The organism is Patescibacteria group bacterium (genome assembly GCA_028692545.1).
In the GTDB taxonomy this organism is placed as follows: Bacteria; Patescibacteriota; Patescibacteriia; order UBA1558; family S5-K13; genus STD2-204.
In genome coordinates, this window is sequence record JAQUXC010000001.1 from 124,203 (window position 1) to 148,996 (window position 24,794).

The window sequence follows — 24,794 nt, forward strand, 5'->3', positions numbered from 1 at the left end:
TTTAAAATTAAAAAAGAATACATTGGAGGAATGATGCAAGTAACATCAGAAAATATTTTAGTGATTATAAGGAGTACATTGGACAAAAGTGCAAGAAGTATGAATCAAGTGATAACTGCAAAAATATTAGAGTTGGGTTCAATGACTCAAAAGCAAGCAGAAGTATTTTGCAGTATTTTGAAAGGATCTTTCAAAGATTCTCTTGGGGATTTTGTAAAGGTGTATTCCCATTTTGTTGAATGTGGGAATTTTATCATGATTAAGGGCAGTAGAATTGTTGGTCACAACGAGTCAGTTGCTAAGGTCTATAGAAGAATTGCTAAACTTCTCTTAGCGACAGCATCTGATGAAGAAATTTTATCATATGCTAAGAATGTTAAACGTTTTAAAAAGGATCTAACTTCCGAAAGAGATAAGCTCCAACCAAAATTTAGAAAAAAACAAAAAGGAGATAAAAAATGAAGAGTTTTATGTTTTTGATAGTCGTGATGTTGGCTCTATTCATGTTTGGGTGTGAAGACATCACGAGAGTCTCAATTCATGATGACAATCAAGACGGAGTATATCACTGGGGCCCAGGAGATGTTGTGGGTAATGTTGCGATGGACTTTCATCCAGCAATAGAAAATACTCCGGCATACTCTGTGGTGCATAATCTCTCTCCTGTTGCTATAGGGTATGACGTTAGAAAAAGGGATGATGCTTCATTTATCTGTTTCGCAGATTCCTACATTGGTGGTAATGATTACTCTATTCAACAGGGAAATCTTCCGCTTGACGAATGGCTCAAAGTTCGCCTCGTGGTTTATAAGAGCGGACTTTTGGGTGGAGTTGTTGTTGTTATTCAGGCTTTGGGTTTAGACTTTTTTGATTCGCTGAAGTCTTATATGATAGATTCTGTCTATGAGGCAGAGTTTATTCTTATCTCAGACGATGGATTGAAATGGTCTGACATATGGTCTGGCCTTCATTGGAAGAAAATTTTAAAGGAGGAATTTTTTAAGAAATAAATAATAGTACAATCTATAAAAAACGCGTCGAGCTTAACTCGACGCGTTTTAATTTTGTATTGTTTTAAAATAAATTTAATTGTATTTGTTCATAGCTTCTGTCATTTTATTTTCTAAACATAGTTTCAATGCTTCTATAGAATTATCAATTGCGATATTTACTTTTTGTTTTTCATCATCAAAGAATTTTTGAAGGACAATATCTTCGCTAGGAATATTTTTTATTGTCTCATTTTTTATTCCAACCCTAATTCTTGCAAATTCTGTTGACTTCAAATTTCCCGTTATTGATTTTATTCCATTATGCCCAGCAGAGGATTCAAATATTCCAATTTTTATTTTCCCCATTTCTATATCCAAGTCATCATTAATTATTACAATATCTTTTGTGTCAATTTTGTAATATTCTTTTAACAAACTTACTGCATCTCCACTTTCATTCATCCAAGTAGTTGGTTTGGCAATAATTATATCTCCAATTTTTGCAATTTGAGATTTTAATTTTTTGTTTTCTGTAAAAATAGTCTCAAGTTCAGTTGCAAATTTTTCTACAACAAGAAATCCACAATTGTGTTTTGTGTTTTCATATTGCTTACCTGGATTTCCAAGTCCTATTATTAGCTTCATACTTATATTATGTAATATTTTTCAATTTTTTTACATAGACTACTACTTGAATACCTTTTAATCCATATTCTTCTCTTATCTTTTTCTCTATAAATCGTAAATATGATTCATGTAAACTAGATTTTGCTCCTATCATTATTTCAAATGTTAGAGGAGAAATTGCTACTTGTTTTATCTTGTATAATCTTGGTTTTATAGCTCCACGTCCTATTGTAGGTGGATGAATTTTTATTATTTTTTTTCTTAACCAGTCTAATTCGTCATCTGTAAATTTTCTTTTTGATTCATTATAAATTCTTATTGCTTCATCTAATATTTTTGTAGTTCTAATTTTTTCTTTTGCAGATACTGGCAATATTTGAGCCCATTGTAAGAATGGCATAGCTTGGTAATAATATTTTACATATTCATTGTATGTCTGTAGATTTTTTTCTTCTATTAAGTCCCATTTGTTTGCAATTATTATAAGTCCTTTTTTATTTTCTTTTACAAGTTCTGCAAATTTTAAATCTCCTACGCTTAAATTTTTTGATGAATCAGTCACTAGAAGTACTACATCTGTTTCTTTTATAGATCTTTCAGTTTGTTTTACTGATTTGAATTCTAATTCATTTTTTCTAATTTTACTTTTGTTTTTTCTAATACCAGCAGTATCTATAAGTAAAAATTTTGAATCTTTGTATGAAAAAGGAATAAATTGTGGATCTCGTGTTGTGTGTTCATCGCTTGATACTATAACTCTTTCTTCTTGTAATATGGAATTGATAATAGAGGATTTGCCAACATTTGTTTTTCCTATAAAAATAATTTTTATAATATCTTCTTCTTTTTCTTTTTTTGTTGGTCTTTTAGCTTTTACATTCTTTACAACTATATCAAGAAGGTCTCCTACGCCAGAACCATTTATAGCAGAAATTTTTATTGGTTCTCCAAGTCCTAATTCATAAAATTCATCAGCTTGTTGTCTTTCTTTGTTATTTCCACATTTATTTGCAACAAGTAAATATTTTAATTTATTCTTTTTTAAATAATTTGCAAATTGTTTGTCTTGAGGCATAATCCCAGTTTTTGAATCAACAAGAAACAAAACTAATTGAGATTTTGATATTGCATCTTTTACTTTTTGGATTATTTTTAAATCCATTTCATCTTGTATTTTATCTTCTTTTTCAAACATATTTTCTTCAATTCCACCAGTATCTATTGCTATGAATTTTTTTCCAAGCCATTCAGTCTCTTGATAATTTGCATCTCTTGTTGTACCAGGAACTCTGCTTGTAAGAGCTTTCTTTTTTACAAGTAAATTAAAAAGAGTGGACTTGCCTACATTTGCACGTCCTATTATAGAAATCATAGGTAATTCTTTGTTTTTTGTAGATTCCATCTTTGATTATTTTAAAAAATTATTTTGATATTTGATCTTCGCCTAATAATATCAAAAAGTCAAGGTTTTCATCGTCTTTATAATCTTTTAGATAATCTGGCAGAGCGGTAGATCTTGCTCCGAGTATTGTAGATTGAATAGTTTTTAAAGTTTCAGGTTTTTTGTTTTTACTCAAATCGTATATTACTGTTGTAGATATTTCTTGGTTTGGTGAATTATCTATTTTTGTTATTTCTAGTCCAGCTTTTTGTAATTTATTAGATATGGTTGATGCTAGTCCAATAGTTTTTGTACCATTTAATATATATATATTAGATTGTTCTTTTTCTAATTTTTTCCCATCTTCTTCATTAAATATATTTATAAAAAATGAAGTAATGAGATTGTAATCATTATTTTTTGGTATCAATATAAACGCACCGTCATAGGTAGAAGTGGCGTTTCTTAGAAGATTATCTGGTTCATCATTTAATACTTTTTTATAAATATTATCTTTATCCATAGATCTAAGTGTTTCTACAAATCTCATAGCTTCCCAGCTTTCTGCATCTGTTATTATATAATTTTGTAATATTTTAAAAAGTTTTATTACTTTTTGTGGATTAGATAATGTAGAAAAACTTAATACTTTATCCTTTAAAGCTTTTATTATTTTGAATTGTCTTTCTGATCTTGCAAAATCAGATCCTTCAAATCCACTACCACTAGTTACTGTTCCATGACGACTTCTTGCATATTGGAGTGCTCGTTCTCCATTTAGGTGTTGTTCTCCTTTTTCAAATTTTACAGTTTGATATTTATGATTTTTTGTTGGATACATATAATCCACAAAACTATTATCTACATATACATCAATACCACCTAGAGCATCTATAATTTCTTCAAATCCGAAAAAATCTATCGCTACAGCATAGTGTATTGGTATGCCTATGTTTTTACTTATCATTTCTTTTGCATAAGAGAGTCCCCCATGGTTTCCAGAATATTCCCCAATACTATATAGATTATTTATTTTTTTATATGTATTATTATTTGTTTTTACAACCAAATCTCTTGGGATAGAAACAAGTGCAGTTTCTTTTGTTTCATAATTATAACTAAGAAGAATAATTGTATCTGTAAGAAGTGGTCCATCGTGCCCTTCTCCACCCATACCAAGTATTAAGACATTTGTTCTTCCTTCTTTTTCACCATTTAACCTTTTTGTTTCAGATGATATGAGATGTGATATTTGGTTTATAAGAGGATTTTTTTTAATAGTAGTAGCAAATTCTGTTTTGGAATATGCCGCTATATTTGAAAGTAAAAAAATACATAACAAAAAAACTATTAGAAACAAAAAAAGCATATTTTTAAATATCAACCAGAATTTGCTTTTTTTATGTTTTTTGTCTAATTCTTGAAGAGTTATGTTTCCATCATTTTTTAATAAATCCATGATTATTTTACTCCTAATTAAAAATCTTTATTAAAATCATAATAATACAAAAAAACGTTTTTGTCCATCATATAGAGATTTTTTAATTTTTGAGTTATAATGCAAATATAGATAATTTTAAATATATGGGTACACAAGAAGATTATTTTGGAAAAAAGGTTGATGAAATTATTGATATTTTAGTTGGTTTTGTTTTTGAAAAACTTCCAGGGATAATTATTATAGCTGTAATAATATTTTTACTTTGGAAAATTTTCCAGCCATCCATTAATATAACTTATTAATTTTTTATGAATTATATATCAAATAAATTTGAAGGAGGAAGTATGGATTCTATAGATCTTATGCCAGATGATCAATTAGAAATAGATTTGTTAATTGATAAAGATGGCAAATCAAAAGAAGCTAGTGTCTTTATTGAAAATATAGAAATATTCGATAAAGACAAAACAAAAGCAAAAGAAGATCAACAGGAAATTTTTGAACTTATTGAAAAACATCAGGAATTTCCTACCGTAGATAGTATAAATGATGTAATTAATGATGATGTTTCTGAAATAAATCAGAAAAATGATAAAAAACCAAAAGAATATCTTTTTACATTTAGAAGAGATGACGGTCATGGTCATGTTGAAGAATGTACCGTTGTTGCTGTTAATAATAAGCAGGCAAAATGGAAGGCAAGAAATCTTCTCCAACCAAAGGACAATACTATAGGTATTTGGGATGATAGAGTCGTCGAATGTAAGCCTGTTCCAGTTAATTTAAGTCATTTAAAGCATGGTAAGAAAATAGATCAGAATTTTCAAGACTACAAAAATTCATCCTATTATAAGGCATATCAAGAATAAAAAAGAGCAGATTGTATAAAACATTTTGCTCTTTTTGTTTTTATGTAAATTTTTATAATTTATTTTTATATTCTTCTATAATTTTTTGAAAATTTTCTTTATCTGTTTCTTCTATGGATCCAGTATTTGGAAAATCTTCTGTTTGTGGATTTATAAGAGATCCATTTTTTAACATTTCATAATGAATATGTGGGCCAGTAGAAAATCCAGTTGAACCAACGTATCCTATGGTTTGTCCCTGAGTTACATGCTCTCCAGATTTGACGGCAAATTTTGATAAGTGTCCATAGTGTGTAGTGTAAGTGCTGTTATGCCTTATACTTACAAAATTTCCATAAGCACCGTTCCAAGATGCCATCATTATAGTGCCATCACCAACTGCTTTTATAGGTGTACCATATGGTGCAGCATAATCTATTGCACGATGTTTTGTAGAAACATTGAAAGCTTCTATATATCTTGATCCAGTTGTAAATGGAGATGAAATATATTTGTAAGATACAGGAGCCTTTAAAAATATTTTTTGTAAACTATTTCCATCTTTATCATAGTGCCCCTCAATTTCACTAGAATTTTTGAAATAATATCCACTGTATTCTCTACCACTATTTATAAATTTTGCAGCTAATATTTTTCCAGGCATTATATAATTGCCATTTAGATATCTTTCTTCATAAATAAATTTAAAATAATCTCCTTTTTGTATATTCATTGCAAAATCAATTGTCCATTGAAAGACATCGGCAAGTTCTATGATAGCAACTTCGTCCAAATTTAATTTTAGTCCTGTTTCATAAAGAGAAGATTCTATTGTGCCCTCAGATGTTTTTATTTTTACCTCATAATTTATTGGTTTTTTTTCTGCATTCCAAGAACCATCTTTTTGAAGATATACGCGTAATTCTTCCTCAGTATCTATTTGATATATTAATTCTTTTAGTTCGTTTGTATTTTTATCATGCATTAATTTTATTTCTCTTCCAACTCTTATTTTTGAAAGATCATATAAATTTTTTGCTGCTTCAAAAATTATGGTTGATGTAGCACTACAAATATTAGCTTGTGTCATGAGTTCTCCATAGGTACATTCTGGCTCTATTTTTATAGATGTTTCTATATATGGATTTTCTTTTACTTTTTGAGCTATTTCTTTATTAATTTTATTTGATGAATTATTTTTTTGAAAATAAATAAATATAGAAGAAATTAATAATATAATAATTATTAATAATACATATTTTTTATATTTTGATATTTTGTTCATTTTTTGAAATTTATTTGTAATAATATTCTATCATATAAATTTATATAATCTCAATTTTGACAAAATAAATATAATTTTGTTAGGATATAAATAATAAATTTGATGGAGGAAAAATGAAAACTATAAGTATATTCACTCCTGATCTTGGATCTATGGATATAAGCAAAATGGAGCCTTGGCAACTGGTAATTTTTTTGACTTGGTTTTTTGGTCTTGTTATTTATTGCATAGTAATATACTTAAAAAAAAAGACTCCTCCTAATAATAAAAATGGAAGAGTCCAAAACAATGGATCTCATGATTCATTGTTTGATGAAAATGAAACTAATAGTAAGTACAGTTTTCTTGAATTTCTCAAGAGAACAAAGCATATGTCCTAAGGAGTGACAATGTTTGATAAGAAGATTATTATAGTTGATCTTGATTTATTAAATCGGAAACTATTTGGGCTCATACTTAAGGAGCTTGGAATACCAATAGTTTTTGCCGATTCTTATAACTCAGCTATCTGTGAAATTCAAGAAGATACACAAAAAGAAATTTGTTTAATGATGGTAAATCTTTCTCTTCCTATATGTAGTGGCAAAGAATTATCTGTATTTGTCCATGAAGAAAGGCCAGATATAAGAATAATTCTCTATGCTGCCCAACATATTTTAAATCTTACTAAAGAGATAGAAGAAATGTATCCAGATATAATACATGATTTTTTTTCAATTCCAGAGGAAAATGAGAATGTGTTAATCAGGATTGGTGTATTGTTGCCAGAAATTATGGGGGATTAATTTTTTTAAAAAAGAAGCCAGGTTCTATAGTATCCTGGCTTTTCATTATACAAAAAACTTTTCAATAGAGTTGAAAAGTTTTTAAATAGTTTATAATAGGTTTTTATTTTTTTGCCAAAGTCTTTATGCATTTTGTACAAATTTTTATTTTTTCTCCATCAATTTTTTTTGATTGAAGATTTGCCCCTACTAATCTTCTTGTTCTAATGTTTGAATGACTTCTAAGAGATCCAGAAGTTGTTCCTTTTCCGCATTTTTCACAAACTCTTGACATATTATTTTGAATTTTATTGATTATAATTTATAATACAGAGGATAGACAATTTTTCACATTTTGTCAACAATTATATATAAATTAATATTATGATACTTGATTTATTATTTGAACAACCTATGGTTTTTGTAGCATGGCTTATAGCTATAGTTTTTAGTATTAGTATACATGAATTTGCTCATGCATATGCGGCAAATAGCCAAGGAGATCCAACAGCAAAATTACTCGGGAGACTTACTTTGAATCCTTTGTCTCATATAGATCCAATGGGTTTTTTTGCATTACTTTTGGTAGGATTTGGTTGGGGAAAACCAGTTCCAGTAAATCCCATAAATTTTAGGAATAAAAAATGGGGAGATGTAATAGTGTCTTTTGCTGGGCCACTTTCAAACTTTGTCATGATTTTGACATTTGGTATTATTTTAAAATTGACATATCTGTATACGAATTTAGGACAAGATAATTTGATGATACAATTTTTATTTTTTATTGTAATGATAAATATTGTTTTGGGAATTTTTAATCTTATTCCAATTCCACCGCTTGATGGTTCTCATATATTATTTAGTATTTTGCCATCTAACTTCAATGAATTTAAATATCAACTTGCAAAAAATGGACCGATGCTTCTTTTGGTATTAATTTTGGCAGATAATTTTTTAAATATAGGAATATTTTCTAGTCTATTTAATTATATATTTAATTTGGTTGGAAGATTGATATTTTAGATAGTTCAAAATAATTTGTATTTTATAAATCACTTTTTAACTTTACACCCTCAGAGGGGGGTAGTATAATTAATATAATTATATATTTACATATAAATATTAATAAAATTATTAATCTTTTTTAACGTCTATGATCAAAACAAAACAATTAATCAAAATAAGTGTTCCATTTTTTATTCTAATTTTTAGCTTTTTTCTATATAATCCATCACATGCATCTATTACATATGGATCAATAGATAATACAAATAAATATGCATACAATGAAAATACTGGCTGGATAAATTTCAAAGATGCAAATAGTGATATCTATATATCAGATACACAACTTATTGGTTATGCATATTTTGAGAATATGGGATGGATATCATTTAACTGTTCTAATACTAATACATGTGATGACAATAATTACAAAGTATCAAATACAGAAAATGGAGTACTAGTTGGTTATGCATATAGTGAAAATGCAGGATGGATAAATTTTACTGGTGTAACAATAAACACAAGTGGTGAATTTATTGGCTATGCATATGGAGAAAATATAGGATATATATCTATGAATTGTTCTAATACTAATACATGTGATGACAATAATTACAAGGTATCAACAGATTGGATTCCAAAATCAGCAAGACCATCATCTGGTTCAACAGGTGGAGGATGGACTGGTTCTACAATAGTTACACCACCAACTATACCAACATATTCTACAACTGTTACACCAGCAAATGGTGGAACACTTAATTATACATTTACTGATAATTCAAATATTAATATTGTAGTACCAGCTAATACTGTAACATCTAATACCACTATTACTGTAAGCGAAGGGTCATTAAGTACTGATAATACACCAAATAGTAGTACTGGTGCATTTATGATTGGTAATAGTATATTTAATATATCAGCAATAGATATTAATAATAATTCTATTACATCATTTACTAATAATCTAACCATTACAATTACAATACCAAGTCTTCCAGATAATACATCTAATCTAGGAGTATATTATTATGATACAACACTTGATAGCTGGATATTAGTAGAAAATGCCGTATTTGATATAACTTTAAACAAAGTAACATTCAATGTAAATCATCTAACCATATTTGCAATATTTAATATAGCAGGAGTACCATCTACTATTAATACAACAAATGATGAAAGTAGTATTCCACAATCATTCTGGACTACAGGTAAGTGGATAAAAACAGAGGATAGATCTACAGTATATTTTGTAGATAGTAATAATGATAGACATGCATATCCAAATGAAAAGATATGGTATTCATACTTTGATAATGATTTTTCATTTGTTTCTACAATAACAAAAGAAGAACTAGCTACTTATACACTAGGAAAGAATGTTCCATATAATACTGGTATACTATTTAAAATACCAACAGTAGCTAAAGTATATCTAGTAGGAGTAAATGGACTTATACAATGGATAAAGACAGAAGAAAAAGCAATAGAACTATATGGAGCTAATTGGAATAAGTTAGTTCATGATTTACCAGATGAATTCTTTGGGGATTATACGGAAACAACATCAATAGAATAAATGTATAATTGAGTAATAGGGTAATAGTATAATTGATAATTTTAAATAAATAACTTAATAACTAGAGAGTTAGTAAGTTAGAGGGTTAGGAATTTATCTGACTCACTAACACTCTAACCTTCTAACCAACTAAAAAATATGAAAACAAAAAACATCTTAAAAAACATTTCATTTGCAGTACTAGTAATACTTATTACATTTAGTATTACAAAGGCAGGAGATCTATTTCCGAGTGGTACAAGTATATTACCAACATTCTATACACTAGGAGATATATACGACAAATTAACAGACAATACAACATCCGCAGATGAAGGAGATCATGATCTTACATCATCAGCCACACCAGCATCTACATTTCATACACTAAAAGATATATATGAAGCAATACCAACTATTGATGCAGATAAAATGCTTACAACAGCTGACTATATGGGTGTACAAGGAACAATAGTAAGTATAGGTGCAGTAACAATAACACCAAGTACAACAGCTCAAACAATCATAGCTGGATATCATAATGGAAGTGGAACTGTTTCTGGTGACACAGATCTAATATCATCAAATATCCTATCAGGAGTAAATATATTTGGAGTAAGTGGTTCTGCTGTATCAGGTGCTGATTTATCAAATATGTTCAATGGTAGTCTTACTCCATATGAGGGTAGCGGAGATCATCCAGGTGGAGCAACATCAACAGGTGGAGTAGATGATTATAATAATAGTGATAATCCACCAGCAGATAGGTATGAGGTAGAGTGGATACAGTGTACACTAGGTAATAATTATTGTGGTACAGGAGATAACTTTGCACAAGCAAAGGACAATAATACCAACCTTATATGGGCACTTCCATGTGCAGGGGCAGGGTGTTCATCAAACAGCACTACAACACAAAATTATTATACTTGGGATGGTAGCGATGGTTGGGATGTAAGTAATAATGGAATGACAGCTCAACAATTATGTTCAAGTTTGGGATCAGGCTGGTATCTTCCTCATCAGAAACAGCTTATGCAAGCATACATAGATGGTTCTTATGGTAATCTTGAATTTCCCGGTACCTATGACTATTACTGGTCTGCTACTACGGTATCAGATGCTCCTGGTATTGCGTGGATCGTCCTTTTGTCTAACGGGTACACGACCAACTACGTTAAGTTTGTGACCTACAGAGTCCGTTGTGTTCGTTTGGCAAACTAGAATTTGATTATTTGATGATTTGGATTATTTGATTATTTATTTATTTCCCCCCACCATTTTATGGTGGGGGGAAAAATTTAAATTTTATGGCTCAATATGATCATTTACAGATTTTTAGATCTTCATACAAATTAACTCTTGAAATTTATAAAGCATCACACAATTTTCCAAGAGAATACAAGTATACATTAGGTCAAAAGTTAAAAGATTTTTCATCAGATTTTATAAATTTAATAATTCTAGCAAATTCTCAGAAAGAAAAATCCAAGACCCTAGAAGATGCAAGATTAAAATTAGAACAATTAAAAATTCACATTAGGCTATCATCTGATTTAAAAATTTTAGGAATAAATAGGTTTGAGTTGTTTGCTGTATCTATTGAAGAAATATCAAAACAACTTTCTGGTTGGTATGATTGGTCATCTCAGCACACAATGGAACAAAAATAAAAAATATAAAAAGAGCCAGAATTTTAAATACTCGCGGGTATTAAAATAGGGCTTTCATTGCGATCTCATTCGGTTGAATTTCAACCATTATTTACAAAAATTTGTACTTTCCTTTGGAAAGATAAAGTTTTGGTGTTTTTAAAGTGATGAGATATTAATTTTCCGGTACAAATGACAATTACTGGTCTGCTACTACGATATCAGATGATCCTGGTAATGCGTGGAACGTCAATTTGTCAAACGGGAACACGAACAACAACGATAAGAATGAAACCAACAGAGTCCGTTGTGTTCGTCTGGAAATGAATATTATCTTTTTTTCTTGGCTCTTTTTATATTTTTTAAAAAATCCTTTTTTATTTTAAAAGAATAAAAATTGGTATCCTTATTTTCTATATAATTTTTTATATACAAAAATCTGTTTTCGTATAGATTTTTTCTAAGATTATATGTATTTGCATGTCTAAAATGTCCATAATATGAATTTATTGTTGCAAGTATTTTATTTATTGTTTTTATATCTGGATATTTTTTGAAATTGTATAATTCCATTTGAGAATTTTGTTTATATCCAAATTCTTCTAAAATTTTATTGAAATTATTTAATTTTCTTTTTAAGTTATTTACAACTCTACGCCTTGATAAAATATAATCATTTTTTATTATATAACCAAGCCAATTTATTCCATTATTTGTACTTTGTAAAATTTGTTTTTTGGGATTAAGCTCTAAGGCCAATTTGTATTTTAAAAATTGTGATATTTCATTTCTACAATAAATAAGTTCATTTTTATCTTTAGATAAAATAACAAAATCATCAACATACCGCATATAATATTTTGCTTTTAATTTGTGTTTTACGAATTGGTCCAGTTCGTTTAGATAAACATTTGCAAAAAATTGAGATGTCAAATTGCCTATTGGAAGTCCTTGAGTATTTGGTAGATAAAAAAGTGATTTGTGTTTTGGAATTAGTTGAAATAAACCTTTATCTCCTTTTTTGTGAAAGTTTTGAAGTGGATCGCAGAATATTATTTGTTTTGTAAGCCATAAAATTTTTTCATTTTTTAAATTTTTTGAAATAATTTCAAATAGTATTTTTTTGTTTATGTTCATAAAAAATCCTTTTATATCTAAATGAATGAAAAAAGCTTCGTTCTTATAATTTCTTGTAATTTGCCTTATAAATTTGTTTAGGTATTTTATAGATTTGTGAGCACCTTTTTCTTTTCTATTTGAATATGAATGAAATATAAATTTTTTTTCAAAAATTGGTTCAAGAAAATTATATAACAAATGATGAATTACTCTATCTCTAAAATCAGAGGCAAAAATTTCTCTAAGCATTGGCTCTTTTATTACAAAACATATAAATCTACTTGGTGTATATTTTTGATTATTTAATTCATTTTTTAGTTTTAAAATCTCTGACTCTAAATTTATTTCAAATTTTATTGCATTTTTTGTATTTATTTTGTTTTTACGACAATCAAGATATGCTTTATAAATATTCCGAAAGGTGAATAATTGTTTCAATTCATTTTTATTATTGACTAGCATAATGATTTGTATTACATAATTTATATTATAAAATTACATTTGTTTATTGACTAATCGTACAACTTATGATATCCTTTTTTAATATTACGGGAAAATTTTATTTTATTAATTTTTAATTTGTAAAAATAATGCCAACAATAAATCAATTGGTCAAAAAACCAAGAAGAGATAAAACTAGAAAAGCAAAGTCTGCAGCTTTGAAAGTTACTCATAATACTTTGAAAAGAACAAAGCATATAGATAAAGTAGGTTCTTCTTTTAAAAGAGGTGTTTGCGTAAAAGTTACTACAACTACTCCAAAAAAACCAAATTCAGCTCTTAGAAAAATTGCAAGAGTTAGACTTTCTAATGGTCAAGAAGTAACTGCATATATTCCAGGTATGGGACATAATTTGCAAGAGCATTCAGTTGTTATGATAAGAGGCGGAAGAGTAAAGGATTTACCAGGAGTTGCTTACCATATAGTCAGAGGTGTTTTTGACACTCAGGGTGTAGAAAATAGAAAGCAAGGTCGTTCACTTTACGGAGTAAAAAAACCAAAAAAATAATATTAAAGTTATAAATAATTAAATATAGAATATGAGAGGTAAAAAAGCTCCAAAAAGAAAAATAAAAGCAGATACAAAGTTTAGTAGTATTGTCATTGCAAAATTTATAAATTATGTAATGAAAGATGGAAAAAAATCTTTGGCAAAATCTATAGTATATAAATCTTTAGATATAGTTTCAGAAAAAACTAAACAAGATGGTTTATCTGTTTTCAATCAAGCTATGAAAAACGTAGCTCCTTCTGTAGAAGTAAAAGGTAAAAGAATTGGTGGTGCAAATTATCAAGTTCCAGTGGTGGTATCAGGAGAGAGAAGACAGGTTTTAGCATTTCGTTGGTTACTTGAAGCTACAAGAGCAAAAAAAGGAAAATCAATGGCAGAGAGATTGGCAGATGAACTTATTGCTGCTTATAGTAATGAAGGTGATGCTATGAAGAAAAAAGCAAATGTTCACAAGATGGCTGAATCAAATAAAGCCTTTGCTCATTTTGCTAGATAAAAATAGCTGTCAGCTTTCAGCAATCAGCTGTCAGCTTTTTTAAAGTTAAAATTTTTTAATTTAAATTATAAAATATATATGTCTAGAGAATATTCATTAGAAGATACAAGAAATATTGGGATTATTGCCCATATAGATGCCGGTAAAACAACAATAACCGAGCGTATTTTGTATTACACTGGTAAAAAACATAAAATTGGAGAAACTCATAATGGAGCAGCAGAGATGGATTGGATGGAGCAAGAAAAAGAGCGTGGTATTACTATTACATCAGCTGCTACTACATGTTTTTGGAATAATAAAAGAATAAATATTATTGATACTCCTGGACACGTAGATTTTACTGCAGAAGTAGAGAGATCTTTGAGAGTTCTAGACGGTGCTGTAACTATTTTTGACGGAAAAATGGGAGTAGAACCACAATCAGAAACAGTATGGAGACAAGCTGATAAATACAAAGTTCCTAGAATGTGTTTTGTAAATAAAATAAATGCATTGGGTGGTGATTTTGATATGAGTTTAAAATCTATAAAAGAAAGATTATCTACAAATGCATTTGCAATACAACTACCTATCGGTACCCAAGATCAACATAAAGGTATAATTGATTTAGTAGAAATGAAGGCCTATGTTTATTCAAATGAAGAACATACAGAAACAAAAGAAGAAGAAATTCCAGCTGATCTGTTAGAAACAGCAAAAGATCTTAGATCTCAGATGCTTGAAAAAGTAGTAGAGGTAGATGAGAGATTAATGGAGAAATATTTAAATGGAGAAGAACTTACTATAGAAGAAATAAAAAAACTTATTAGAAAAGCTACTTTGGCTGTGTTATTTTTCCCTGTTTTAGTCGGGGATGGTAGGACAGCAATAATAAAAAAACTTTTAGATGCAGTTGTTGATTATTTACCATCACCTGTAGAAGTACTCGCTATCGCTGGTGTAAATAAACACACAGAAGAACATATTGAAAGAAGAGCTGCTGATGATGAAAAATTTTCTGCATTAGCTTTTAAAGTAGCTGTAGATCCTTTTGTGGGAAAATTAATTTTTGTAAGAGTGTATTCAGGAATGTTAAAAGCAGGTTCTTATGTATATAATAGCTCTACTGACACAAAAGAAAGAATTGGTAGAATTGTTTATTTACATGCAAATTCTAGAGAAGATGTAAGTGAAATATATGCAGGAGATATTGCTGGCGTAATTGGTCTAAAAAACACAAAAACTGGTAATACATTATGTGCCGAAGGAGATGATATAGTATTAGAATCTATCACTTTTCCAGAACCTGTTATTTCTATGGCTATTGAACCAAAAACAAAACAAGATCAAGAAAAAATGGGTATTGCACTTAGTAAATTATCTGAAGAAGATCCTACATTTACAATAAAGACAGATGAAGAAGTACAACAAGTAATTATTTCAGGAATGGGAGAGCTTCATTTAGAAGTTTTAGTAGAAAGAATGAAAAGAGAGTTTAGTGTAGAGGTAAATACTGGAAATCCTCAAGTTGCATACAAAGAGGCTATAAAACAAGAAGCAGAAGCAGAAGGTAAATTTATTAAACAATCAGGTGGTCGTGGTCAATATGGTCATTGTTGGATTAGTATAAAGCCAAGAGAAAGAGGAGAAGGACATAAATTTAATGATAAGATAAAAGGAGGGGTTATTCCAAAAGAATATGTTCCCGCTATTGAAAAAGGTGTAAAAGAAGCTCTTGGAGAAGGCGTTTTGGCTCATTATCCTATTATTGACATAGAAACAACCGTATTTGATGGTTCTTATCATGAAGTCGATTCATCTGAGGCAGCATTTAAAATAGCTGGAAAGATAGCTTTCAAAGAAGCATTTAAAAAAGCAAATCCTATTATATTAGAACCAATTATGAAAGTGAATGTAATGACACCAGAAAGTTATATGGGTGATGTTATTGGAGATTTGAATTCAAAGAGAGGACAAGTAGATCATATGGAAGATAAGGGTAATATAAAATCTATTGATTCAAAAGTTCCTTTGTCAGAATTATTTGGTTACTCTACATCTCTAAGAGGTATGACTCAAGGTAGAGCAAGCTATTCTATGGAGTTTAGTCATTATCAAGAAGCTCCACAAAAAATAGCTCAAGAAATTATAGAAGGAACAAGAAGATAAGGTATTGATTTAATTTTCTTTTCATTGTAATATTGTACATTACTAAACAGCAATAATGATATGAATATAGATAAAATTTTAGATACAATTAATGATATTGGAAATGATGTAATTATTGCAAAAGATGATAAACCGCTTGCTGTTTTGATGAGTCTTGATAGATATAGAGAATTACTAAATAAAAAAGAAGTTGAAAAAAATAAAATAAAAATAGAAAATAATTTTGATAATTATGTATCAGATATAAAGAGACACATTATATCAGATAATTAATATAGTTATTTGCATTTTGTGAAAACTTTTGATAGAATATTATCACTATTAATTAATTCAAAAAAATAATTAAAATATTTAAAAAATTTTAAGTTGAACCTTTATATGGTTTGCTTAAATAATAGGGAGAATTAAGTTTATGGCAGAAGCCTTTGATAGATCAAAACTACATGTAAACGTTGGTACAATAGGACACGTTGATCATGGAAAAACAACACTTACAGCAGCTATTTTACAAGTTTTAGCAGCTCATGGTGGTATCGCTCAAAATAAATCAGTTGATCAGATTGATAATGCACCAGAAGAAAAAGAGAGAGGTATTACTATTGCAACAGCCCACGTAGAATATCAAACAGAAAAAAGACATTATGCTCATGTTGACTGTCCAGGTCATGCTGATTATGTAAAAAATATGATTACAGGAGCAGCGCAAATGGACGGAGCAATATTAGTTGTTTCAGCTGCTGATGGTGCTATGCCTCAAACAAGAGAGCATATTCTTTTGGCAAGACAAGTAGGTGTTCCTTATATTATAGTTTTCTTAAATAAAGTAGATCAAGTAAGTGACCCAGAACTTATTGACTTAGTAGAAGAAGAGGTTAGAGACTTATTGAAAAAATATGAATTCCCTGGAGATGAAATTCCATTTGTAAGAGGTTCAGCCCTAAAGGCTTTGGAAGATCCAAAGGGAGATGCAGGTAAACCAATACTAGAATTACTAAATAAGTTGGATGAATATATTCCTACCCCTGAAAGAGATTTAGACAAACCATTTTTAATGCCTATCGAAGATATATTTTCAATTGAAGGCAGAGGAACTGTAGTAACAGGTAGAATAGAAAGAGGTATTATAAAAACCAGCGAAGAAGTAGAAATAATAGGTATTAGACCTACTTCAAAAACAGTTGTAACTGGAATAGAAATGTTTAACAAGTCTTTGAATCAAGGTGAAGCAGGAGACAATGCTGGAATTTTGTTAAGAGGTACAAAAAAGGATGAAGTAGAAAGAGGTCAAGTACTTGCAAAACCAGGAAGTGTTACTCCTCATGCTGAATTTGAAGCTCAGACATATATTTTATCCAAAGAAGAAGGTGGAAGACACACTCCATTTTTCAAAGGATATAAACCACAATTTTATATCAGAACTTGTGATGTTACTGGTGATATAGAATTATCAGAAGGTACTGAAATGGTTATGCCTGGAGACACAGTAAATTTCAAAGTAAAATTATTACATCCAGTTGCTCTTGAAGAAAAACAGAGATTTGCCGTTAGAGAAGGTGGCAAGACAGTAGCTTCTGGTGTTGTAGTAAAGATTATCAAATAAGCTATGTAGATTTTTTATGATTGCCCTGAACAACATCATTTAAGTTCAGGGCAATTTTATAAAAACGTATTAATTTGTTCTTTATAAATAATATAAATATGGTAAAAGCAACTAAAGAAAAAGACGAAAAAACAACAGGAGAAATTTCAAATAGAATAAGGATCAAAATAAAAGCATATGATCATATGCTTATAGATCAATCTACAAAAACTATTATTGATGTAGCAACGAGAAATGGCGCAAAGGTAGTAGGTCCAATTCCATTACCTACAGAATTAAAAAAATATACAGTTTTAAAGTCAACATTTGTTCACAAAGATTCTAGAGATCAATATGAAATGAGAACATACAAAAGACTGATAGATATTATAGATCCAAATAGAAAGATCATTGATTCTCTCATGAGTTTAGATCTTCCAAATGGTGTTGACATTGAAATAAAGATGTGATAATCTTGTTTAAGTTATATAATAATTTTTATTCTTTGTAAGAATTCAAGCAACCCATTATTAAAAATGGAAGTACTTGGAAAATTATAATTAGAATAAGGAGATTTTGAAATCAATAAATTAAATTCTGCAAAATATATTAAATAGCAGAATCGCAACTTTACCCCTTGATAATATTAATTTATTAAAGTGTGAGGTTACGATTTTTTATATACAAAAAATTATATGAATTTCATATTAGGAAAAAAGATAAAAATGACGCAAATCTTTACCCCAGAAGGTAAAGTTATTCCTGTTACAGAGATTTCTGTAGAACCAAATACAATCTTAAGAGTTAAGTCACTTGAAAAAGATGGATACTCTGCAATTGTTTTAGCAGCTGGAAATAAGAAAAAAGTAAAAAAATCAATACTAGGATTATTTAAAAATTTTGGTAAATTTAGATATGTAAAAGAATTTAGAATAGATGATCCAAAAGATTTGAAACCTGGAGATATAATAGGACTTACAAGTTTTGAGGAAGGTCAAAAGGTAAAAGCAATAGCAATTTCAAAAGGTAAAGGATTTCAGGGACCTGTAAAAAGACATGGTTTTCATGGAACAGATGAACAGCATGGTAACAAAGACCAATCAAGAATGCCTGGAAGTATTGGAGCAACAGGACCCGCTCATGTTTTCAAAGGTACGAGAATGGCTGGAAGAATGGGTGGAGATAGAGTTACAATAGCTGGTTTAGAAATTATGAAAATAGATTTAGAAAATAATATTTTATATTTAAAAGGTGCAATAGCTGGCGGAAGTAATGCTTTAGTGCATATAGTTGGAACTGGTGATATAAAATTATATGAAAAACCAATTATAAAAGAAGAAATTGTTGAAGAAACTATATTGACACAAGAAGAAGTTGTTTCAGAAAATACAGATATAATTTCAGATGAAAATATTGAAAAAGAAAAACAGCCAGAAATTTCTTCAGAAGAAGTGGCTACCGTTATTACAGAAGAAGAAAAAGTAATAGTTGAACCAGACCTTAAAGTAGAAGAACAAGATAATAGCAATGAAAATAAATAAATATGATTAAAGAGAAAATTTACAATTGGGAAGCTAAGGATATTGGTGAAATAGAATTAAATTCTAACATTTTTGATGTAAAGATAAATCCAGTATTGGTACAACAAGTTGTAGAAGCTCATATGGCTAATAGAAGAGTTGCAATAGCTCATACAAAAATAATGGCTGAAGTCAGAGGTGGGGGTAAAAAACCTTGGAAACAAAAAGGTACAGGGCGTGCAAGACATGGATCTTCAAGATCTCCATTATGGATAGGGGGAGGAGTTACATTTGGTCCTAGAAAAGATAGAAATTTTGAAAAGAAAATAAATAAAAAGATGAAACAAAAAGCTTTGTTCATGATTCTTACAGATAAATTACGAAACGAAAAATTTAAAATTGTAGAAGATATTGTAATGGATACCAAGAAGACAAAGGACTTAGTTTTAAAAGTTAAAAATTTTAATTTATCAGATAAAAAAGTATTAATAACACTTAAAGAAACTAACGAAAATATAAAAGATTCTGCAAAAAATTTAAAAAATATAAAAGTAATGCCAGCTGATAGTTTGAATGTATATACATTATTAAATTATGAATATTTATTTTTAACTAAATCAGCAGTAGAAAAAATAAATAAACATTTTGTAAAGATAAATAATTAATATGGGATTATTCAATAAGAAAAAAGAACAAGACAATGATATAAAAAATTCATTAGAAAAAGTTGAAACTGATTTAACTATTGATGAAATAAAACAAGGTAAAACTACAAAAAAAGATAAAGCAGTTGTGGCTTCATCAAAAAAGAATATTTCAAAACAAGATAGTAAAGAAGCTTACAAATATTTGATAAAACCGCTTATTACAGAAAAAGCTACGCATTTAAAGGTGCAAAATAAATATTTATTTTTGGTTGATGATAGATCTACAAAAAATGAAATAAAAAAAGCTGTTTTTCATGTTTATGGTTATAATCCGGAAAGTGTAAATATAATAAATCTAGGTGGTAAAAAAGTTAAATTTGGAAGAACATCAGGAGTTAGAAAATGCAAAAAAAAGGCTATAGTAACACTTAAAAAGGGAGATAGTATAGAAATATACGAAGGAGTTTAATAGGATAATAGAACAAAAAATATGGCAATAAAAGTTTATAAACCTACTACACCGGCAAAACGCAAAACATCAGTTGTGCTAAATCCTATTTTGTCCAAAAAATCAGAACCATTAAAAAAACTTACTTGTATAAAGAAAAAAAATAGTGGTAGAAATAATCAAGGTAGGGTAACAGTCAGACATCAGGGTGGTGGAGAAAAGAGATATCTTAGAGATGTAGATTTCAAAAGAGATAAATATGATATTCCAGCAAAAGTTGAAAAAATAGAGTATGATCCAAATAGAAATGCATTTATTTCTCTAGTGTGCTATAAAGATGGAGAAAGAAGATATATACTTACAGCAGAAGGAATGCAGGTTGGTCAAGAGGTAATCTCTTCAAAAACTAAATTAGTATTAGTAGATGGAAATAGATTTCCTTTTACACTTATTCCAAGCGGTACCTCTGTATATAATGTAGAATTGACTCCTGGTAAAGGTGGTAAAATGATAAGAGGAGCTGGTGCAAGAGGAGTATTTACTGGTATTGAAGGAAAATATGCACAAATAAAATTACCATCATCTGAAGTAAGATTAGTTCCAAAAGATTGTTTTGCAACAATAGGACAGGTTTCAAATTCAGAATTTAGAAATATAAGATGGGGTAAAGCAGGTAGAATGAGACATCGTGGAATAAGACCTACTGTTCGTGGTAAAGCTATGAATCCATGTGATCATCCACACGGAGGAGGAGAAGGAAGACATCCAATAGGTATGAAACATCCAAAGACTCCATGGGGCAAGCCAGCACTTGGTGTCAAAACAAGAGCAACAAAAAAGTATAGTGACAGTATGATTTTAAATAGAAGAAAGAAAAGAAATAAATAATTTAAGTATTTTTTGTATAATATAAAAATATGTCAAGAAGTTTAAAAAAATTACCATTTACGTGTCCAAAGCTACTTAAAAAAATAGCTAAGGCAAAACCTGGAGATAGAAATTCTATAAAAACATGGTCTAGAGAATCTACAATTACTCCAGAAATGGTTGGTTACACAATAAATGTGCATAATGGAAAAGACCATTTACCAGTATTTGTTGTAGAAAATATGGTTGGCCATAAATTAGGAGAGTTTTCTCCTACAAAGAAGTTTATTTCTCATGGCGGTAAAATGGCAAAAGTCCAAAAGAAATAATTATTAATTTATCTAGATTGTTTATTTATTAAAAAAACTATGGAAGTTAAAGCAGTATTAAGAAGATATAGAGTAGCACCAAGAAAGGTTCGTTTAGTAGTGAATCTTATTCGTGGTTTGGATGTAGACAAAGCTCTAGGTCAGTTAGATTTTTTAGATAAGAAATCTACACTTGCTATCTCAAAACTTTTGAACTCAGCAATTGCTAATGCTGTGAATAATTTTTTATTGGAAAAGAATAATTTATATATTAAATCAGTATTTGTAGATCAAGGACCAGTTTTTAAAAGATGGATGCCAAAAGCACATGGAAGAGCTACAAAAATAAAAAAATATACAAGTCATATAACTATTATATTAGATGAGAGAGTTGAAAAATTAAAGAAAGAAAATTCTAAAAAAGTTGATGCAGGAAAAAAGAAATCTGAAAAAAAGACAAATTTGAAAGAGAATACAAGTGATAAAAAAAATAAAAATATCATTCCAAAAAAGAAATTTCTTGTTGATAGAAAGTCTATAAAAAATGTAAATGCAACAAGAAGTTTGAAGTCACATAATATAATAAAATCAGGAGATAAATAAAATGGGACATAAAGTAAATCCAATAGCATTTAGAATGGGGATGTCACAAAAATGGAGATCAAAGTGGTTTAGTGACAAAAACTATATAGAATATCTAAGGCAAGATATATTAATGAGAGGTTTTTTGAAGAAAAAACTTAGAGATGCAAGCGTTGCAAGTATTGAAATAAAAAGATCATCAGATGTTATTGAGATTGTAATACATTCTGCAAGACCAGGTATTATTATTGGAAGAGGTGGAACTGGTATTGAAGATTTGAAAAAAGAATTAATTAAAAAGTTTATTAAAAAAGAAAAATCAAATTTGAGAATTAGTATAGAAGAAGTTTCAAGACCATCATTGTCAGCTGCTATAGTTTTACAAAGTATTATAGATCAAACAGAAAAAAGAATTCCATTTAGAAAAGTTATAAAGAGAACTATTGAAAAATCTATGGAAGACGGATGTAAGGGTATAAAGATAACAATGTCTGGAAGATTAAATGGTGTTGAAATAGCCAGAACTGAAACATTAAAAGAAGGTAGATTGCCACTTCATACATTACGAGCAGATATAGATTATTCAAGAGGTGCAGCAGCAACTACATATGGTAAAGTTGGTGTTAAAGTATGGATTTATAGAGGTGATGCATCAAATACAGAAAATATAGAAGCAGAAAAAGATACAAAAGAAAATAAGAGAAATTTTGGTAAATTTAATAATAGAAGAGATAATAGTTATCAAAAAAATAATAAGAAATAAAGAATTAAATATTTTTAATATATGTTAGCACCAAAGAAACAAAAACATAGAAAATGGCAAAGAGGAGATCAGATAAGAGGTATTGCTACTCAAGGTAATAAAGTGAGTTTTGGTACCTATGGACTTAAAACACAGGAAGCAGCTTGGATTACCTCAAGACAAATAGAATCTGCAAGACGTGCTATAGTTCATCATTTACAAAGAGGAGCTAAATATTGGATAAGAATTTTTCCTGATAAGCCAATGACATCAAAAAGTGGTGAAATTCCTATGGGAAAAGGAAAAGGAGCGGTTGATCATTATGTAGCAGTAGTAAAGCCTGGTAATATATTGTTTGAATTAGAGGGTATCGAAGCAAATAGAGCAAAAGAAGCTTTTAGATTAGCATCTCATAAATTGCCAGTAAAGTGTACATTTATTACAAAATAATTTTAATTAATATGAAATTTGTAGAGTTGAAAAAAAAGAGCATAAAAGAATTAAATGATCTGTTGAAATCCAAAAGAGAGGAATTTAGGTCTTTGAGATTTAGTATAGGATCAGAACAAGAAAAAAATGTTAGAAAATTAAGAGAAGTAAAAAAAGTTGTTTCTAGAATTCTTACAATATTAAATAATAATTTTGAAAATAAAAGTACAGATAATCTAGTTACTCCAGAAAATTTAGATAAAGAAAAAGAAATAAATGAAGAAAAAATTAAATAGTATAAATATGAATAAAGAAATACAAAAAATAGAATCTAGCCCAAAAAAAAGACAGTTTAGAGAATTAAAAGGTGTTGTTGTTAGTAATAAAATGGATAAAACTGTTGTGGTAAAGATTGATGTGATAAAGAGGCATAAAATTTATAAAAAAAGTTATACTGTTAGTAAGAGATATAAAGCACATGATGCAATAAATCAATATAAAGTAAATGATATTGTTTTAATAAGACAAATAAAACCCATGTCAAAAGATAAAAAATGGGAAGTTATTAAAAAAATAAAATAATAATTTAAAAGCAAAGTATTTAAATATATGATACAACAACAGACAATGTTAAAAGTAGCTGATAACAGTGGAGGAAAAAAAGTCCAGTGTATTAAGGTGCTTGGTGGTACAAGAAGAAGATATGCTACTGTTGGTGATGTTATAGTTATAACAGTAAAAGTTGCTCAACCTCATAGTATAGTAAAAAAGAGTGAGGTTTTAAAGGCTGTAATAGTAAGACAGAAAAAAGCAATTAGAAGAAATAGTGGTATATATGTAAGATTTGATGATAATGCTGTTGTAATTTTAGATAAAAACAATAAAGATCCAAAGGGAAGTAGAATTTTTGGTCCTGTTGCAAGAGAGCTTAGAGCAAAAGGATTTAATAAAATTATTTCTTTGGCACCCGAGGTATTATAATAGATCAATAGAATTGAATAAAAAGTTAAATTATATATATGAAAATTAAGAAAAATGATACGGTAAAAGTAATTGTAGGTAAAGATAAGGGTAAAACAGGAAAAGTTACTCAGATTTTTTCTAAATTAGATAAAGTAGTAGTAGAAGGAGTAAATAAAAGTTTTAAAAATTTGAAACCAAAAAAACGTGGTGAGTCAGGTCAGAGAATAGAATTTGATTTTCCTCTAAACATCTCCAATGTAGTTTTAATATGTAAAAAATGTGGCAAGACAACAAGAGTTGCTTACAAAGTATCAGAAAATAATAAGTATAGAATATGTAAGAAATGTAAAGAAATAATAGATTAGTTAATT

General features: G+C 28.8%; 33 protein-coding genes and 1 pseudogene. 28 read left to right on the top strand and 6 right to left on the bottom strand.

Features of this window, described 5'->3' with window-relative positions:
- Positions 1-33: 33 nt before the first annotated feature.
- The gene (locus tag PHZ07_00695; protein ID MDD3284094.1) at positions 34-462 is read left to right on the top strand and encodes a hypothetical protein; all 429 of its coding nucleotides are present in this window, start codon (positions 34-36) and stop codon (positions 460-462) included.
- Positions 459-1,010, top strand: a complete 552-nt coding sequence (locus tag PHZ07_00700) for a hypothetical protein (protein MDD3284095.1) — start codon at positions 459-461, stop codon at positions 1,008-1,010. Before PHZ07_00695 ends, PHZ07_00700 begins: the two co-directional genes overlap by 4 nt.
- A gap of 75 nt (positions 1,011-1,085) precedes the next feature.
- On the opposite strand, the gene pth is transcribed toward PHZ07_00700, so the two are convergent.
- Genes pth through PHZ07_00715 form a run of 3 tightly spaced genes read right to left on the bottom strand, consistent with a single transcriptional unit; the run spans position 1,086 to position 4,459 of the window.
- Positions 1,086-1,637: an aminoacyl-tRNA hydrolase gene (gene pth / locus PHZ07_00705; GenBank protein ID MDD3284096.1), complete on the bottom strand. Its 552-nt coding sequence runs from the start codon at positions 1,635-1,637 to the stop codon at positions 1,086-1,088.
- 7 nt (positions 1,638-1,644) lie between these two features.
- On the bottom strand, positions 1,645-3,021 hold the full coding sequence (der, locus tag PHZ07_00710; GenBank protein ID MDD3284097.1) for a ribosome biogenesis GTPase Der: 1,377 nt from the start codon (positions 3,019-3,021) through the stop codon (positions 1,645-1,647).
- Between the two features lie 19 nt (positions 3,022-3,040).
- Positions 3,041-4,459, bottom strand: a complete 1,419-nt coding sequence (locus PHZ07_00715; protein ID MDD3284098.1) for an LCP family protein — start codon at positions 4,457-4,459, stop codon at positions 3,041-3,043.
- Positions 4,460-4,584: 125 nt separating this feature from the next.
- Here PHZ07_00715 and PHZ07_00720 point away from each other — a divergent pair, with 125 nt between their 5' ends.
- Together PHZ07_00720 and PHZ07_00725 are read left to right on the top strand one after the other, a co-directional pair.
- Entirely contained in the window at positions 4,585-4,743 is a 159-nt protein-coding gene (locus PHZ07_00720; GenBank protein ID MDD3284099.1) for a hypothetical protein, read from the top strand.
- A 6-nt stretch (positions 4,744-4,749) separates the two neighbouring features.
- On the top strand, positions 4,750-5,310 hold the full coding sequence (locus PHZ07_00725) for a hypothetical protein (GenBank protein MDD3284100.1): 561 nt from the start codon (positions 4,750-4,752) through the stop codon (positions 5,308-5,310).
- 52 nt (positions 5,311-5,362) lie between these two features.
- Here PHZ07_00725 and PHZ07_00730 read toward each other — a convergent pair whose 3' ends face one another.
- Entirely contained in the window at positions 5,363-6,574 is a 1,212-nt protein-coding gene (locus tag PHZ07_00730) for a peptidoglycan DD-metalloendopeptidase family protein (GenBank protein MDD3284101.1), read from the bottom strand.
- A gap of 113 nt (positions 6,575-6,687) precedes the next feature.
- On the opposite strand from PHZ07_00730, the gene PHZ07_00735 reads away from it, so the two are divergent.
- Positions 6,688-6,954 (top strand): hypothetical protein, encoded by a 267-nt coding sequence (locus PHZ07_00735; protein MDD3284102.1) that lies wholly within the window; start codon positions 6,688-6,690, stop codon positions 6,952-6,954.
- 9 nt (positions 6,955-6,963) lie between these two features.
- Complete coding sequence (locus PHZ07_00740) at positions 6,964-7,359, top strand: hypothetical protein (protein ID MDD3284103.1); 396 nt, start codon at positions 6,964-6,966, stop codon at positions 7,357-7,359.
- 103 nt (positions 7,360-7,462) lie between these two features.
- On the opposite strand, the gene rpmB is transcribed toward PHZ07_00740, so the two are convergent.
- A complete protein-coding gene (gene rpmB / locus PHZ07_00745; protein ID MDD3284104.1) occupies positions 7,463-7,633 on the bottom strand; it encodes a 50S ribosomal protein L28 in 171 nt (56 codons plus the stop codon).
- 89 nt (positions 7,634-7,722) lie between these two features.
- On the opposite strand from rpmB, the gene PHZ07_00750 reads away from it, so the two are divergent.
- The 4 genes from PHZ07_00750 to PHZ07_00765 all read left to right on the top strand — a co-directional run bounded on the left by PHZ07_00750 (position 7,723) and on the right by PHZ07_00765 (position 11,580).
- On the top strand, positions 7,723-8,361 hold the full coding sequence (locus tag PHZ07_00750) for a site-2 protease family protein (protein ID MDD3284105.1): 639 nt from the start codon (positions 7,723-7,725) through the stop codon (positions 8,359-8,361).
- Positions 8,362-8,491: 130 nt separating this feature from the next.
- Entirely contained in the window at positions 8,492-9,928 is a 1,437-nt protein-coding gene (locus PHZ07_00755) for a hypothetical protein (protein ID MDD3284106.1), read from the top strand.
- A gap of 138 nt (positions 9,929-10,066) precedes the next feature.
- Positions 10,067-11,131, top strand: a complete 1,065-nt coding sequence (locus PHZ07_00760; GenBank protein MDD3284107.1) for a DUF1566 domain-containing protein — start codon at positions 10,067-10,069, stop codon at positions 11,129-11,131.
- Between the two features lie 86 nt (positions 11,132-11,217).
- Positions 11,218-11,580 carry a four helix bundle protein gene (locus tag PHZ07_00765; GenBank protein MDD3284108.1) on the top strand — a complete coding sequence of 121 codons (363 nt, stop codon included), beginning with the start codon at positions 11,218-11,220 and terminating at the stop codon, positions 11,578-11,580.
- A gap of 309 nt (positions 11,581-11,889) precedes the next feature.
- Here the strand turns inward: PHZ07_00765 and PHZ07_00770 are convergent, their stop codons facing one another.
- A complete protein-coding gene (locus PHZ07_00770) occupies positions 11,890-13,140 on the bottom strand; it encodes a reverse transcriptase/maturase family protein (protein ID MDD3284109.1) in 1,251 nt (416 codons plus the stop codon).
- A 128-nt stretch (positions 13,141-13,268) separates the two neighbouring features.
- Here PHZ07_00770 and rpsL point away from each other — a divergent pair, with 128 nt between their 5' ends.
- The 18 genes and pseudogenes from rpsL to rplX all read left to right on the top strand — a co-directional run bounded on the left by rpsL (position 13,269) and on the right by rplX (position 24,788).
- Positions 13,269-13,688, top strand: coding sequence for a 30S ribosomal protein S12 (rpsL, locus tag PHZ07_00775; GenBank protein MDD3284110.1), 420 nt, complete (start codon positions 13,269-13,271; stop codon positions 13,686-13,688).
- Positions 13,689-13,719: 31 nt separating this feature from the next.
- Positions 13,720-14,187 carry a 30S ribosomal protein S7 gene (gene rpsG / locus PHZ07_00780; GenBank protein MDD3284111.1) on the top strand — a complete coding sequence of 156 codons (468 nt, stop codon included), beginning with the start codon at positions 13,720-13,722 and terminating at the stop codon, positions 14,185-14,187.
- Positions 14,188-14,265: 78 nt separating this feature from the next.
- Entirely contained in the window at positions 14,266-16,338 is a 2,073-nt protein-coding gene (gene fusA, locus PHZ07_00785; protein MDD3284112.1) for an elongation factor G, read from the top strand.
- Between the two features lie 60 nt (positions 16,339-16,398).
- Positions 16,399-16,611: a hypothetical protein gene (locus PHZ07_00790; protein ID MDD3284113.1), complete on the top strand. Its 213-nt coding sequence runs from the start codon at positions 16,399-16,401 to the stop codon at positions 16,609-16,611.
- A 139-nt stretch (positions 16,612-16,750) separates the two neighbouring features.
- Positions 16,751-17,938: an elongation factor Tu gene (gene tuf, locus PHZ07_00795; protein ID MDD3284114.1), complete on the top strand. Its 1,188-nt coding sequence runs from the start codon at positions 16,751-16,753 to the stop codon at positions 17,936-17,938.
- Positions 17,939-18,036: 98 nt separating this feature from the next.
- Positions 18,037-18,387, top strand: coding sequence for a 30S ribosomal protein S10 (rpsJ, locus tag PHZ07_00800; protein ID MDD3284115.1), 351 nt, complete (start codon positions 18,037-18,039; stop codon positions 18,385-18,387).
- A gap of 225 nt (positions 18,388-18,612) precedes the next feature.
- Entirely contained in the window at positions 18,613-19,458 is an 846-nt protein-coding gene (gene rplC / locus PHZ07_00805) for a 50S ribosomal protein L3 (protein ID MDD3284116.1), read from the top strand.
- Positions 19,459-19,460: 2 nt separating this feature from the next.
- Positions 19,461-20,102 (top strand): 50S ribosomal protein L4, encoded by a 642-nt coding sequence (gene rplD, locus PHZ07_00810; GenBank protein ID MDD3284117.1) that lies wholly within the window; start codon positions 19,461-19,463, stop codon positions 20,100-20,102.
- Between the two features lies 1 nt (position 20,103).
- Complete coding sequence (rplW, locus tag PHZ07_00815; protein ID MDD3284118.1) at positions 20,104-20,553, top strand: 50S ribosomal protein L23; 450 nt, start codon at positions 20,104-20,106, stop codon at positions 20,551-20,553.
- A 21-nt stretch (positions 20,554-20,574) separates the two neighbouring features.
- A complete protein-coding gene (gene rplB, locus PHZ07_00820) occupies positions 20,575-21,420 on the top strand; it encodes a 50S ribosomal protein L2 (GenBank protein MDD3284119.1) in 846 nt (281 codons plus the stop codon).
- Positions 21,421-21,449: 29 nt separating this feature from the next.
- The gene (gene rpsS, locus PHZ07_00825; protein MDD3284120.1) at positions 21,450-21,728 is read left to right on the top strand and encodes a 30S ribosomal protein S19; all 279 of its coding nucleotides are present in this window, start codon (positions 21,450-21,452) and stop codon (positions 21,726-21,728) included.
- Positions 21,729-21,767: 39 nt separating this feature from the next.
- Positions 21,768-22,103 (top strand): annotated as a pseudogene (rplV, locus tag PHZ07_00830) (50S ribosomal protein L22).
- Between the two features lie 208 nt (positions 22,104-22,311).
- Entirely contained in the window at positions 22,312-23,052 is a 741-nt protein-coding gene (gene rpsC, locus PHZ07_00835; protein ID MDD3284121.1) for a 30S ribosomal protein S3, read from the top strand.
- A 21-nt stretch (positions 23,053-23,073) separates the two neighbouring features.
- A complete protein-coding gene (gene rplP, locus PHZ07_00840; GenBank protein MDD3284122.1) occupies positions 23,074-23,481 on the top strand; it encodes a 50S ribosomal protein L16 in 408 nt (135 codons plus the stop codon).
- 11 nt (positions 23,482-23,492) lie between these two features.
- The gene (rpmC, locus tag PHZ07_00845) at positions 23,493-23,756 is read left to right on the top strand and encodes a 50S ribosomal protein L29 (GenBank protein MDD3284123.1); all 264 of its coding nucleotides are present in this window, start codon (positions 23,493-23,495) and stop codon (positions 23,754-23,756) included.
- A 7-nt stretch (positions 23,757-23,763) separates the two neighbouring features.
- Positions 23,764-24,042 carry a 30S ribosomal protein S17 gene (rpsQ, locus tag PHZ07_00850; protein MDD3284124.1) on the top strand — a complete coding sequence of 93 codons (279 nt, stop codon included), beginning with the start codon at positions 23,764-23,766 and terminating at the stop codon, positions 24,040-24,042.
- Positions 24,043-24,069: 27 nt separating this feature from the next.
- Positions 24,070-24,441, top strand: coding sequence for a 50S ribosomal protein L14 (gene rplN, locus PHZ07_00855; GenBank protein ID MDD3284125.1), 372 nt, complete (start codon positions 24,070-24,072; stop codon positions 24,439-24,441).
- A 38-nt stretch (positions 24,442-24,479) separates the two neighbouring features.
- Positions 24,480-24,788 carry a 50S ribosomal protein L24 gene (gene rplX, locus PHZ07_00860; protein MDD3284126.1) on the top strand — a complete coding sequence of 103 codons (309 nt, stop codon included), beginning with the start codon at positions 24,480-24,482 and terminating at the stop codon, positions 24,786-24,788.
- Positions 24,789-24,794 lie beyond the last annotated feature (6 nt).

Coding starts and splice junctions, on each gene's coding strand:
- PHZ07_00700 (MDD3284095.1), top strand. CDS start 459: ATGAAGAGTTTTATGTTTTTGATAGTCGTGATGTTGGCTCTATTCATG.
- PHZ07_00765 (MDD3284108.1), top strand. CDS start 11,218: ATGGCTCAATATGATCATTTACAGATTTTTAGATCTTCATACAAATTA.
- rpmB (MDD3284104.1), bottom strand. CDS start 7,633: ATGTCAAGAGTTTGTGAAAAATGCGGAAAAGGAACAACTTCTGGATCT.
- rplW (MDD3284118.1), top strand. CDS start 20,104: ATGGGATTATTCAATAAGAAAAAAGAACAAGACAATGATATAAAAAAT.
- fusA (MDD3284112.1), top strand. CDS start 14,266: ATGTCTAGAGAATATTCATTAGAAGATACAAGAAATATTGGGATTATT.
- PHZ07_00715 (MDD3284098.1), bottom strand. CDS start 4,459: ATGGATTTATTAAAAAATGATGGAAACATAACTCTTCAAGAATTAGAC.
- PHZ07_00790 (MDD3284113.1), top strand. CDS start 16,399: ATGAATATAGATAAAATTTTAGATACAATTAATGATATTGGAAATGAT.
- rpsG (MDD3284111.1), top strand. CDS start 13,720: ATGAGAGGTAAAAAAGCTCCAAAAAGAAAAATAAAAGCAGATACAAAG.
- PHZ07_00760 (MDD3284107.1), top strand. CDS start 10,067: ATGAAAACAAAAAACATCTTAAAAAACATTTCATTTGCAGTACTAGTA.
- PHZ07_00755 (MDD3284106.1), top strand. CDS start 8,492: ATGATCAAAACAAAACAATTAATCAAAATAAGTGTTCCATTTTTTATT.
- PHZ07_00770 (MDD3284109.1), bottom strand. CDS start 13,140: ATGCTAGTCAATAATAAAAATGAATTGAAACAATTATTCACCTTTCGG.
- rplN (MDD3284125.1), top strand. CDS start 24,070: ATGATACAACAACAGACAATGTTAAAAGTAGCTGATAACAGTGGAGGA.
- tuf (MDD3284114.1), top strand. CDS start 16,751: ATGGCAGAAGCCTTTGATAGATCAAAACTACATGTAAACGTTGGTACA.
- PHZ07_00725 (MDD3284100.1), top strand. CDS start 4,750: ATGAATTATATATCAAATAAATTTGAAGGAGGAAGTATGGATTCTATA.
- rplD (MDD3284117.1), top strand. CDS start 19,461: ATGATTAAAGAGAAAATTTACAATTGGGAAGCTAAGGATATTGGTGAA.
- PHZ07_00695 (MDD3284094.1), top strand. CDS start 34: ATGCAAGTAACATCAGAAAATATTTTAGTGATTATAAGGAGTACATTG.
- rpsQ (MDD3284124.1), top strand. CDS start 23,764: ATGAATAAAGAAATACAAAAAATAGAATCTAGCCCAAAAAAAAGACAG.
- PHZ07_00735 (MDD3284102.1), top strand. CDS start 6,688: ATGAAAACTATAAGTATATTCACTCCTGATCTTGGATCTATGGATATA.
- der (MDD3284097.1), bottom strand. CDS start 3,021: ATGGAATCTACAAAAAACAAAGAATTACCTATGATTTCTATAATAGGA.
- rplX (MDD3284126.1), top strand. CDS start 24,480: ATGAAAATTAAGAAAAATGATACGGTAAAAGTAATTGTAGGTAAAGAT.
- rpsC (MDD3284121.1), top strand. CDS start 22,312: ATGGGACATAAAGTAAATCCAATAGCATTTAGAATGGGGATGTCACAA.
- rplB (MDD3284119.1), top strand. CDS start 20,575: ATGGCAATAAAAGTTTATAAACCTACTACACCGGCAAAACGCAAAACA.
- rpsJ (MDD3284115.1), top strand. CDS start 18,037: ATGGTAAAAGCAACTAAAGAAAAAGACGAAAAAACAACAGGAGAAATT.
- PHZ07_00720 (MDD3284099.1), top strand. CDS start 4,585: ATGGGTACACAAGAAGATTATTTTGGAAAAAAGGTTGATGAAATTATT.
- PHZ07_00730 (MDD3284101.1), bottom strand. CDS start 6,574: ATGAACAAAATATCAAAATATAAAAAATATGTATTATTAATAATTATT.
- pth (MDD3284096.1), bottom strand. CDS start 1,637: ATGAAGCTAATAATAGGACTTGGAAATCCAGGTAAGCAATATGAAAAC.
- PHZ07_00740 (MDD3284103.1), top strand. CDS start 6,964: ATGTTTGATAAGAAGATTATTATAGTTGATCTTGATTTATTAAATCGG.
- rpmC (MDD3284123.1), top strand. CDS start 23,493: ATGAAATTTGTAGAGTTGAAAAAAAAGAGCATAAAAGAATTAAATGAT.
- rplP (MDD3284122.1), top strand. CDS start 23,074: ATGTTAGCACCAAAGAAACAAAAACATAGAAAATGGCAAAGAGGAGAT.
- rplC (MDD3284116.1), top strand. CDS start 18,613: ATGAATTTCATATTAGGAAAAAAGATAAAAATGACGCAAATCTTTACC.
- rpsS (MDD3284120.1), top strand. CDS start 21,450: ATGTCAAGAAGTTTAAAAAAATTACCATTTACGTGTCCAAAGCTACTT.
- rpsL (MDD3284110.1), top strand. CDS start 13,269: ATGCCAACAATAAATCAATTGGTCAAAAAACCAAGAAGAGATAAAACT.
- PHZ07_00750 (MDD3284105.1), top strand. CDS start 7,723: ATGATACTTGATTTATTATTTGAACAACCTATGGTTTTTGTAGCATGG.